Raw genomic sequence first — 319 nt, 5'->3', positions numbered from 1 at the left:
GTAAGCGCTGTCCCGGCCCCACGTTGTAGCGCCTATTCGGTGCTGCGAGATATTGCACAACTCATAGTGGGGAGTGCGTTTCGCAATGTGCGCTACAAATTCGTTTCTAATTTCGTTGGGTGTCGAGATCTACGCGTCGGGTCACCGGCGGTGGCCGGATGAAGCCAAGGCCCAGGCAGTGGCGGATACGCTCGAACCGGGCGCGACTGTGAATGGCGTGGCGGCGCGGTATGGTGTCTTACCAAACCAGCTGTCGGCTTGGCGCCGGCTGGCGAAGCAGGGGAAGCTGGTGTTGCCAGCGGCGGAGCCGGACGAACCG

General features: G+C 62.1%; 1 protein-coding gene. It reads left to right on the top strand.

What is annotated here, in order from left to right; all coding sequences use genetic code 11:
- Positions 1–85: 85 nt before the first annotated feature.
- On the top strand, positions 86–319 hold a 234-nt coding region (locus tag AB9K35_RS00490; protein ID WP_369923961.1), incomplete at its 3' end, for a transposase.

The sequence above is a fragment of the Leisingera sp. XS_AS12 genome (genome assembly GCF_041224635.1).
Lineage (GTDB): Bacteria > Pseudomonadota > Alphaproteobacteria > Rhodobacterales > Rhodobacteraceae > Leisingera.
Note: the sequence above shows the minus strand (reverse complement) of the source record. Positions and strands in the feature narration are given on the sequence as shown.